The 9,573-nt window shown below is 66.5% G+C and carries 9 protein-coding genes and 1 pseudogene; 8 read left to right on the top strand and 2 right to left on the bottom strand.

Going from position 1 to position 9,573, the window contains the following annotated elements; all coding sequences use genetic code 11:
• Nucleotides 1-35 precede the first annotated feature (35 nt).
• Genes CWS39_RS13345 through CWS39_RS13335 form a run of 3 tightly spaced genes read left to right on the top strand, consistent with a single transcriptional unit; the run spans nt 36 to nt 2,217 of the window.
• The gene (locus CWS39_RS13345) at nt 36-770 is read left to right on the top strand and encodes an enoyl-CoA hydratase (protein ID WP_102143385.1); all 735 of its coding nucleotides are present in this window, start codon (nt 36-38) and stop codon (nt 768-770) included.
• 2 nt (nt 771-772) lie between these two features.
• A complete protein-coding gene (locus CWS39_RS13340; protein ID WP_102143384.1) occupies nt 773-1,888 on the top strand; it encodes an MBL fold metallo-hydrolase in 1,116 nt (371 codons plus the stop codon).
• Nucleotides 1,873-2,217 (top strand): hypothetical protein, encoded by a 345-nt coding sequence (locus CWS39_RS13335; RefSeq protein WP_158240344.1) that lies wholly within the window; start codon nt 1,873-1,875, stop codon nt 2,215-2,217. The genes CWS39_RS13340 and CWS39_RS13335 overlap by 16 nt, the downstream gene beginning before the upstream one ends.
• A gap of 10 nt (nt 2,218-2,227) precedes the next feature.
• Here CWS39_RS13335 and CWS39_RS13330 read toward each other — a convergent pair whose 3' ends face one another.
• Both CWS39_RS13330 and CWS39_RS13325 read right to left on the bottom strand, forming a co-directional pair.
• Nucleotides 2,228-2,698 (bottom strand): Hsp20/alpha crystallin family protein, encoded by a 471-nt coding sequence (locus CWS39_RS13330; protein ID WP_102143382.1) that lies wholly within the window; start codon nt 2,696-2,698, stop codon nt 2,228-2,230.
• 13 nt (nt 2,699-2,711) lie between these two features.
• Nucleotides 2,712-3,218, bottom strand: coding sequence for a general stress protein (locus CWS39_RS13325; protein ID WP_102143381.1), 507 nt, complete (start codon nt 3,216-3,218; stop codon nt 2,712-2,714).
• Between the two features lie 197 nt (nt 3,219-3,415).
• On the opposite strand from CWS39_RS13325, the gene CWS39_RS13320 reads away from it, so the two are divergent.
• From CWS39_RS13320 to CWS39_RS29565, 5 genes and pseudogenes are all read left to right on the top strand, one after another.
• Nucleotides 3,416-3,928 carry a DUF5130 family protein gene (locus CWS39_RS13320; RefSeq protein WP_102143407.1) on the top strand — a complete coding sequence of 171 codons (513 nt, stop codon included), beginning with the start codon at nt 3,416-3,418 and terminating at the stop codon, nt 3,926-3,928.
• Between the two features lie 502 nt (nt 3,929-4,430).
• Nucleotides 4,431-4,910, top strand: a complete 480-nt coding sequence (gene gjpA, locus CWS39_RS13315) for an outer membrane porin GjpA (protein ID WP_306768833.1) — start codon at nt 4,431-4,433, stop codon at nt 4,908-4,910.
• Between the two features lie 4 nt (nt 4,911-4,914).
• The gene (locus CWS39_RS13310; protein WP_102143379.1) at nt 4,915-5,400 is read left to right on the top strand and encodes a hypothetical protein; all 486 of its coding nucleotides are present in this window, start codon (nt 4,915-4,917) and stop codon (nt 5,398-5,400) included.
• Nucleotides 5,401-5,475: 75 nt separating this feature from the next.
• Nucleotides 5,476-7,032, top strand: coding sequence for a serine hydrolase (locus CWS39_RS13305; RefSeq protein WP_102143378.1), 1,557 nt, complete (start codon nt 5,476-5,478; stop codon nt 7,030-7,032).
• A pseudogene (locus CWS39_RS29565) lies at nt 7,029-9,547 on the top strand (cation-translocating P-type ATPase). Before CWS39_RS13305 ends, CWS39_RS29565 begins: the two are co-directional and overlap by 4 nt.
• Nucleotides 9,548-9,573: the final 26 nt, after the last annotated feature.

The raw sequence follows: 9,573 nt of genomic DNA, 5'->3' as shown, positions 1-9,573 counted from the left end.
GGTCTGCCTTGCCGACACCGCGCCCCTGACTACCAATGATTGGTGTTACCCGCGACGGTCAGGTGATGACCCTCGAGATGCAGCGCCAGGAGCGGCGCAATGCCCTGAACAGCGAGCTCGTCGACGGCCTGCGTGAGGCGGTCGAGAAGGCCGCCACCGAGGACGTCCGCGCGATCGTGTTGACCGGCCAGGGCGGCGTGTTCAGCTCGGGGGCGGATCTCACGGATGCGGCGGGGATGGCCGAGCAGCTGCCCGACAAGGCCAAGGCGCTGAATCTGGCCATCGACAAGGTGCCGGTGCCAGTCATCGGCGCGATCAACGGGCCCGCGATCGGAGCGGGCGTCATCCTCGCGATGATCTGTGATCTGCGGGTGGTCGCGCCCGACGCATTCTTCCAGTTTCCGGTCGCGAAATACGGTCTGGCACTGGATAACTGGAGCATCCGCCGGTTGACGTCATTGGTCGGTGCGGGCCGGGCGAGGGGCATGCTGCTGGCCGCCGAACGGCTCACCGCCGACGTCGCACTGCAGACCGGAATGGCCAACCGCCTCGGCACGCTGGCCGACGCGCAGGCGTGGGCAGCCGAGATTGCGGGCTACGCGCCGCTGGCGTTGCAGCACGCCAAGCGAGTGCTCAACGACGACGGCGCCTACGAGGAGCCATGGCCTGAACACCAGGAGCTGTTCGACCGGGCATGGTCGAGCCAGGACGTGATCGAGGCGCAAGTCGCGCGCATCGAGAAGCGTCCGCCAAGGTTCACCGGAGCCTGACGGTGCTGCGGGCGGCGCTGCGCTTCGGGTTCGGGACGGCTTCACTGCTGGCCGGTGGCTGGGCGCTGCGCGCGCTACACGGCGCACCGGCGGCGCTCGGCGCGTCGCCCGCGGAGATACAGGCGGTGGCGCGGCGATCCCCGCACTACCGCGACGGCGCGTTCGTCAACATCGACCCGGCGTCGACCCTGAGCCTGGATCGCGAGCAGCAGCGACTGCTCATCCGTGAACTCGTCGACGCCCGAAACACCGGCCGTCCCCCGGGGCCCATCCCGCTGGCCGAGCAGGCGACGACGGACGTCACCGCGGCCGGTCTGGCCGTCTCGTGGTACGGCCACTCGAGCGCGCTGGTGGAGGTCGACGGGTACCGGGTGCTCGCCGATCCCATCTGGAGCCGACGGTGCTCGCCGTCGCGGACGGTCGGCCCGGAGCGGATGCACGAGGTGCCCGTGCCGCTGGAGGCACTGCCCGCGGTGGACGCCGTCGTCGTCAGCCACGACCACTACGACCACCTCGACATTGACACCATCACCGGGTTGGCGCGCACGCAGCGCGCACCGTTCGTGGTGCCGCTGGGCGTCGGCGCGCATCTGCGCAAATGGGGCATTCCCGAGGACCGCATCGTCGAATTGGACTGGCACGAAAGCCATCAGATCGGCGAGTTGACGTTGGTGTGCACACCGGCTCGGCACTTCTCGGGCCGGCTGTTCACCCGCAACACCACGCTGTGGGCATCATGGGTGATCGTCGGGCCGCGGCACCGCGCGTTTTTCGGCGGCGACACCGGCTACACCAAGAGCTTCGCCGAAATCGGCGCGGACCATGGGCCTTTCGACCTCACGCTGTTACCGGTCGGCGCCTATCACCCGGCCTGGCCGGACATCCACATGAATCCCGAAGAGGCGGTCCGCGCGCACCTCGACATCGCCGAGGCCGATTCGGGACTGCTGGTGCCCATTCACTGGGCGACGTTCCGGCTGGCGCCGCATCCGTGGGCCGAACCCGTCGAAAGGTTGCTGCGCGCAGCTGACACGGACGGCATCAATGTGACGGTGCCCAAACCCGGTCAGCGGGTGGGCCCTGGCACGTCAGCGGGCGACCCGTGGTGGCGGATGTAGGCGCATTCGACATGAACGTGCTGCTGGTCGGCCGCAAAGGTGTCGTCGTCGAGGATGTGCAGAAGCAGCTCGATCTGCCGAACGTTCGGCTGTTGGGCGGCACCGGGATTGACGACGTGCGCGCGGCCCTTCGCGAGACCCAGATCCACCACGTGATCATCGGGGGAGGCCTCGACCTCGAGCAGCGGATCCAGATCGTCAGGGAGGTGTTCGAGTCGAGCGACGTGACGACGGTTCACCTGAAGGACCACGCGACCGGCCCCGAGGGGTTCTACTCGTTTGTCAGCTCGGTGTTACGTGGGCTGCGCGATTACCCGCTCGGGGAATGATCTCGTTACGCTAGCTCGACCCTTCGCCGGCCTCGATCACTTTGATCTTTCTCGACTGGGATCCCGCCTTGGGCAGCTGGATGGTCAGGATCCCTTGTGCCAGTGAAGCCTTGACATCGTTCTCCCGAATCTCACCCGGAAGCGTGACGCGGTATTCGAACTGTCCGACGCGCCGGGTCCGGCGGCGCAACATGCCTTCGCGCTTGCGCTCCTTCAACTCCCCGGACACCACCAGTTCATTGCCGGTGAGCTCGACGTCGACGTCCTCACGGCGTACGCCGGGCAATTCGACTTCGACGACGTAGTCGTCCTTCGTCTCGGTGACGTCGGCCGACGGCATCCATGCGCCGTCGGTTGCCGAAGCGCCGACGACCGATTGCCACAGGCGATCCATCTGCGAGTACAGGTCTTCGAGTTCCCGGAAGGGATGCCACCGATCCGGCTGCGTGGGCGCAGGCGTCCGTCGCACGGGAAGCGTCATGATCGTTTACCTCCTATTGGTTCTCGTTGTGCAGTAGCCGCATTGCCTGACTGGAAACCTCGACGTCGGCCACCACGTCATAGTGCTGAGGCACCAGGCCGCTCACCGCGTGGAAATCACGGCGGCCGCGTTGCAGCGCGTGCACCACCATGTCGACGACGGCGCCGATGACAGCGCCGATGACAAGGCCGTATCCGGCCAACACCAGTCCGCCGATCAACGGTTCAACCCAACTGAAAACCCCGAAGATCCACCCGATCAGCGCGCCGACCAACCCGCCGGGCACCGCGCCGCGCAACGCGGCTGTGCCGTAGTTCAGCCGGCCGAGGACCTGTTCGACCAACTGGAGATCGCGGCCCACGATGGCCACTCGCGACACGGCGAACCCCTGATCGGAAAGGCGGTCGACGGCCCGCTCGGCGTCGGCGTATTTGTCAAAGGTGGCGATCACCTGGCGGGCAGGCGAAGCAACTCGCCCGTCGGGGGTGCTCGTCGTGGGATGGGTTGAGTGATCGGTCATTTCGTGCCTCTAGGGTCTACGTCGATGCGACAGACTCATGAGTCTGCTCCGCAGATCCCTCGGCGGCGTGCTCCCGACAGGGTGAAAATGGCGGCCGCATCTCGTGCTGCGAGTGCGACGACGCAAACACGGCGAATCGCCACCATGGTGGCAGGAGGGCCGACGTGGCACAGGATGCGCAGGCAGACACCCAGACCATGGTGGAGCGGAATGGGGCCCCTGCGACGTCAGACGATCGGGTCGCGAAGCCGCAGCTGCCGACGGGATTCGCGGTCACGGCGAGCGGACGGATATCGGGCGCGGCGGAGCCTTCGCGGGCCACACTGCATTACCCGTTCCGGATCAAGGACTTGGTGACGCTCGACAACGCGCTGAAATACGGGTCGCGGGCCGCTAAGGCGCGGCTGGCGGTCTATATCGGCGACCTCGGGGACAATCCCGCTCGGCGGGCCCGGGAAATCCTGGCTCGGGTACCCACCCCCAACAATGCAGTGCTGCTGGCCGTCGACCCCAACCGGCGCTGCGCCGAGGTCGTCTACGGCGCCGGTGTCCGGGGCCGCGGGGGAGAAACGGCCGCGCCGCTCGCGGTGGCCGCCGCCACCTCGGCATTCAAGATGAGCGACGACCTGATGGATGGGTTGATTAGTGCGGTGCGCGTGCTCAGCGCGGCCATTTCGCCCTCGGACGGTCCCGTGCTTACAAAGTTGTGAACGCGACGGGCGCGCGTGCGGCTTGATCGATCCACCAGCCACCGCCGGCACTGGGCGCATCGGGGCGACGTGCTGGCGTAGTCGGCCACGTTGTTGCAAAACGCGCAGCCGGGGCAGGCGACGGAGTTGGTATGCATCGCGGCATCACACCGGACCGACAGTCTCCACGGGTTGTCAGTCTGACAATGGGATCGCGCCGATCGCGTGCTCCTGTGAGGCCGAAAAACCGGCCGGGTATTGATCCTGACAGTTCGACGAGCACCCCCGCGCTGATGATTGTCGCCGGCCCAGCGCGGTTAGTTGCCAAGAGCAACCACTTTGTCGCTGTCGCCGGCGTGTGTGCTGACTGTCGAGCAGTGGGTTCGGAATCCGGAGCATTTCGTGTCAGTTCCTGTCATTCGTTTGCAGTTGCATCCATGTTCGCGCAGTGCTTCGTAGCCAGCGGGCCGGATGTGCAACGTGATAGAGGTGGGTTTGCTGTCACTGCGTTCCAAGCCGCGGCATCGGGGAGCATTTCCTGGCGTCACCGATCAGCGGTGTCCTGATCGGTTTGGCGGGCCCGGTGGTCAGCCCGGGCGTGGCGGCCCTCAACAGCATTCTGGACGGGGATCTACTCAACCTCCCGGCCAACGTCGTCGACGGCTTCCTCAACGGGGCCACCCTCAACCTCGACGCGCTGGTGCCGCTTATCGCTGGAGCGGGCGTGCTGCCGGAAGGCACCACCATCAACAGACTGGGGATCGCGTTCGGCGGGCTGCTCAGCCCGGGAACCGCGGCCAATACGATCCCCGTCGGTGAGGTAGTAAGCGGAGGCGGCATCGGCGGTTCGATCTTCAACTCCATTGATCTCTCGATCACAAGTGACGCGCTCGGCTTCCCCATCACCCTGGACGCTCCGGGGTGTTCCGGTCGGGCCGCTAGGGGCGCTGGCCAGCCTGTCGCACATCATCGCGGGCGCGACCGGCTGGGACGGTGGCGGTAACCCGTTGACCAAGCTGACCTTCCCGAGTCTCGAGACCGAGCCGGCCAGCGACGCGCCGAGCACTCAGGTGGCGACTGACGTCCAAGACGGACCTGCGGCGCTGCCTTCTATGTCGAACCAGTCCGTGTCGGTCAAGGTGCCCTCGGAGGAGGCGCCGCCCGCAGATGATCTGGCCGCCAACGGAAATGAGGGCAAAGAAGGCGAGGATGAAACGTCAACTTTGACAGCCAATGGCGCCACCGACCTGTCCGACGGCAATAAGACGACGCCGGGTGAGGCCGGAGCCAAGGCCAGCCGCCCGGGCCAACGCCTCAAGGCTGCGCTTGAGGGCACGGCGACTCGGGTCGAGCAGGGCTTCAACGACCTGCAGAACCGCGTCGATACCTCGCTCAGGAATCTGAGCGGACGCGGCGACGGCGATGCCTCAGGCGAGAACGACACCAAAGGCGGTGCCGGCAGCGGTGAGGCCGACTCCGACAGCACCAGCTGACATCCGGCGGAACCGGCCCCCTCCTGCTTGATGGAGGGGGCCGCTTCCGCGGCAGGTTAGAGCTACGGTTCTGTCATGAAAGCAGTGGCCAGCGTCCTGGTCGCCACATCGTTGCTGGTGGCGGGCTGCTCGTCGGAGTCCGCAGAACCCAAGCCGAACCTGTCACACGTACCGCCACCGCTCGTGCCGGCCATTCCGCTGCCCGAGAACGCCGTGTCGAACGCGGTCGCGGAGCTGGACGGGATGGCCGACGAGCTGATGACGAAGTCCGGCATCCCAGGCATGGCAGTCGCGGTCGTACATGGCGGAAAAACGATGTACGCCAAGGGTTTCGGCGTGCGCGACGTGCGCAGCGGCGAGAAGGTGGACGCCGACACGGTATTTCAGCTGGCTTCACTGTCAAAACCGCTGTCGGCCACCGTGGTGGCGCAGCAGGTGGGGGCGGGCGCGATCGCTTTTGATACGCCGATTGTCGAGAAGCTGCCGTGGTTCGCATTGTCCGATCCGGTGGTGACGCGGATGGTCACCGTCGGCGACATGTTGTCGCATCGTTCGGGGCTGCCCGACCACGCCGGCGACATGCTCGAGGACCTGGGCTATGACCGTCGCCAGACGCTCGAACGGTTGCGGCAACTGCCACTGGAACCCTTCCGAATTTCCTACGCCTACACCAACTTCGGGTTCACCGCCGGCGCGGAGGCCGTCGCCGTCGGGGCCGGCAGGTCGTGGGAGAACCTTGCGGAACAGGTGCTGTACAGACCGTTGGGCATGACATCGACGAGCTCGCGGTTCTCCGATTACGAGGCTCGGGCGAACCGGGCCGTCGGGCATATCCATGTCGAAGACCGTTACGAGCCGCTGTATGTGCGCAATCCGCAATCTCAAGCACCCGCGGGCGGGGTCAGTTCGTCGGTCAACGACATGACCCACTGGCTGGCAATGGTATTGGGCAACGGGAGCCTCGACGGCAAGCAGATCGTCGACGCGGAAGCCCTGCTGCCCGCGGTCACCCCGCAGATCGTGTCCAGCCGTGCAACCGAACCGGCGATGCGGTCAGGCTTCTACGGGTACGGCTTCAACGTCTCCCCGACGTCGGCGGCGCGGATGGAACTCAGCCACTCGGGTGCCTTCGAGCTGGGCGCCGGCACCAACTTCGTCATGCTGCCGTCGGCCGACGTGGCGATCGTCGCGCTCACCAACGCCACTCCGTCGGGCGTACCGGAAGCACTCACCGCGATGTTCGCCGACCTCGTGCAGTTCGGTGAGGTGCGTGCGGACTGGTACGGGCTGTATCACGGTCTGATGGCGCCGATGGAGGAACCGGTCGGCGAACTTGTGGGTCAGCAGCCCCCGGCCAATCCCGCACCGGCCGCGCCGCTTTCGTCGTACGCCGGGACCTATGACAACGATTACTGGGGTCCCGCGCGGGTCACCGAGAAGGACGGAAAACTACAGCTCGCCCTCGGCCCGCGCGGCGTGTTTAGGCTGAACCATTGGGACGGCGACGTGTTCACATTCTCGTTTGTCACCGAAAACGCGCCGCCGGGAACCGTTTCCAAGGCCACCTTTGAGGACGGCCGCCTGACGCTCGAGTACTACGACGACTTCGGCAAAGGAGTGTTCACCCGATGACCACTGTCGTCGCTTCGGGTCTGACCGATGCCGAAGTCGCCCAGCGGGTCGCCGAGGGCAAGACCAACGACGTGCCGACGCGGGCGGCGCGCAGCGTCTCGGACATCGTGCGCGCAAACGTGTTCACCCGTATCAACGCCATCCTGGGTGTCTTGTTGCTGATCGTGTTGTCCACCGGCTCGCTGATCAACGGCGCGTTCGGCTTGCTGATCATCGCCAACAGCGCGATCGGCATCGTCCAGGAGATCCGCGCCAAGCAGACCCTGGACAAGCTGGCCATCGTCGGGCAGACAAAACCGTTGGTGCGCAGGCAATCCGGGACGCGCGAGCTGATGCCCAGCGAGGTGGTGCTCGACGACATCATCGAGCTCGGGCCGGGCGACCAGATCGTCGTCGACGGTGAAGTGGTGGAGGAGACCAACCTCGAGGTCGACGAGTCGCTGCTCACCGGCGAGGCCGATCCGATCGCCAAAGACGTCGGCGACCATGTCATGTCGGGCAGTTTCGTCGTCGCCGGCACCGGCGCCTACCGGGCCACGAAGGTCGGCCGCGAGGCCTACGCCGCCAAACTCGCCGAGGAAGCAAGCAAGTTCACCCTGGTGAAATCCGAACTGCGCAGTGGCATCAACAAAATCCTGCAATTCATCACCTACCTGCTGATCCCGGCCGGTCTGCTGATCATCTACACCCAGTTGTTCACCACCGGGGCCGGCTGGCGTGAGTCGGTGCTGCGGATGGTCGGCGCTTTGGTGCCGATGGTGCCCGAAGGGTTGGTGCTGATGACGTCGATCGCGTTCGCGGTCGGCGTGATTCGCTTGGGCCGGCGGCAGTGTCTGGTCAACGAGTTGCCCGCCATCGAGGGCCTGGCCCGCGTGGATGTGGTGTGCGCCGACAAGACCGGCACGCTGACCGAGAACGGCATGCGGGTCAGCGATCTCAAACAGCTGACCGAAACGGACATTGCCGACGTGCTGGCACAGTTGGCCGCTGACGACACCCGGCCCAACGCCAGCATGCAGGCCATCGCGGAGGCCTACGACGAGCCCCCCGGCTGGACGTCGACGGCCCAGGCGCCATTCAAATCGGCGACCAAATGGAGTGGCAGCTCCTACGCCGAACACGGCAACTGGGTGATCGGTGCGCCCGACGTGCTGCTCGCCCCGGACTCCGAGACGGCCGAGCTGGCCGAGGAGATCGGCTCGCGGGGGCTGCGCGTGCTGCTGCTCGGCTCGTCCGACGTGCCCGTCGACCATCCGGACGCGCCCGGNACTGGGTGATCGGTGCGCCCGACGTGCTGCTCGCCCCGGACTCCGAGACGGCCGAGCTGGCCGAGGAGATCGGCTCGCGGGGGCTGCGCGTGCTGCTGCTCGGCTCGTCCGACGTGCCCGTCGACCATCCGGACGCGCCCGGCGCCGTCACCCCGGTCGCACTGGTCATCCTCGAGCAACGCGTCCGGCCCGACGCCCGGGATACCTTGGATTACTTCGCCTCGCAGAATGTTTCGGTCAAGGTGATCTCCGGTGACAACGCCGTGTCGGTCGGGGCGGTGGCCGGCTCACTTGGCCTGCAGGGCGACACGATGGACGCCCGTCAACTGCCCGACGAACCCGACAGGCTCGCCGACGCGTTGGAGGAATACACCACGTTCGGCCGCGTGCGGCCGGATCAGAAGCGCGCGATGGTGCACGCCCTGCAATCGCGTGGCCACTACGTCGCGATGACCGGTGACGGCGTCAACGACGTGCTGGCACTGAAGGACGCCGACATCGGCGTGGCGATGGGCTCGGGTAGTTCGGCGTCCCGTGCCGTCGCGCAGATTGTGTTGCTGGACAACAAGTTCGCCACGCTGCCCTACGTGGTCGGCGAGGGGCGGCGGGTGATCGGCAACATCGAGCGGGTGTCCAACCTGTTCCTCACCAAGACCGTGTATTCGGTGCTACTGGCCGTGCTGGTGGGTCTGGCGGGGCTCTCGTCGCGGTTCTTCGGGTCCGATCCGCTGCTGTACCCGTTCCAACCCATCCACGTCACCATCGCGGCCTGGTTCACCATCGGCATCCCGGCGTTCATCTTGTCGCTGGCGCCGAACAACGAACGTGCCCACCCGGGATTCGTGCGCCGCGTTATGACCTCGGCACTGCCGTCGGGATTGGTGGTCGGCATCGCCACGTTCGCGTCGTATCTGGCGGCCTACCAGGGGCGCGAGGCCACTCCGACCGAGCAGACCCAGGCGTCGACGGCCGCGCTGATCACGTTGCTGGTGACCGCCCTGTGGGTGCTGGCCGTGGTGGCCCGGCCCTACCAGTGGTGGCGGGTGGCGCTGGTGGCCGTGTCGGGGTTGGCCTACGTGGTGATCTTCGCGATTCCGCTGGCCCAGCGGCTGTTCATGCTGGACCCGTCCAACCTGGCCATCACCGCGATGGCGCTGGGAATCGGCCTGGTGGGGGCCGCGATCATCGAGGTCGCGTGGTGGGTGCAGGGCGCCTTGCTGGGCGAACAGCGGCGCTTGTGGAGATAGCTGGAAACCGCAAGAATGGCCAGTGT

This window comes from Mycobacterium hubeiense (assembly GCF_002838065.1).
In the GTDB taxonomy this organism is placed as follows: domain Bacteria; phylum Actinomycetota; class Actinomycetes; order Mycobacteriales; family Mycobacteriaceae; genus Mycobacterium; species Mycobacterium hubeiense.
Note: the sequence above shows the minus strand (reverse complement) of the source record. Positions and strands in the feature narration are given on the sequence as shown.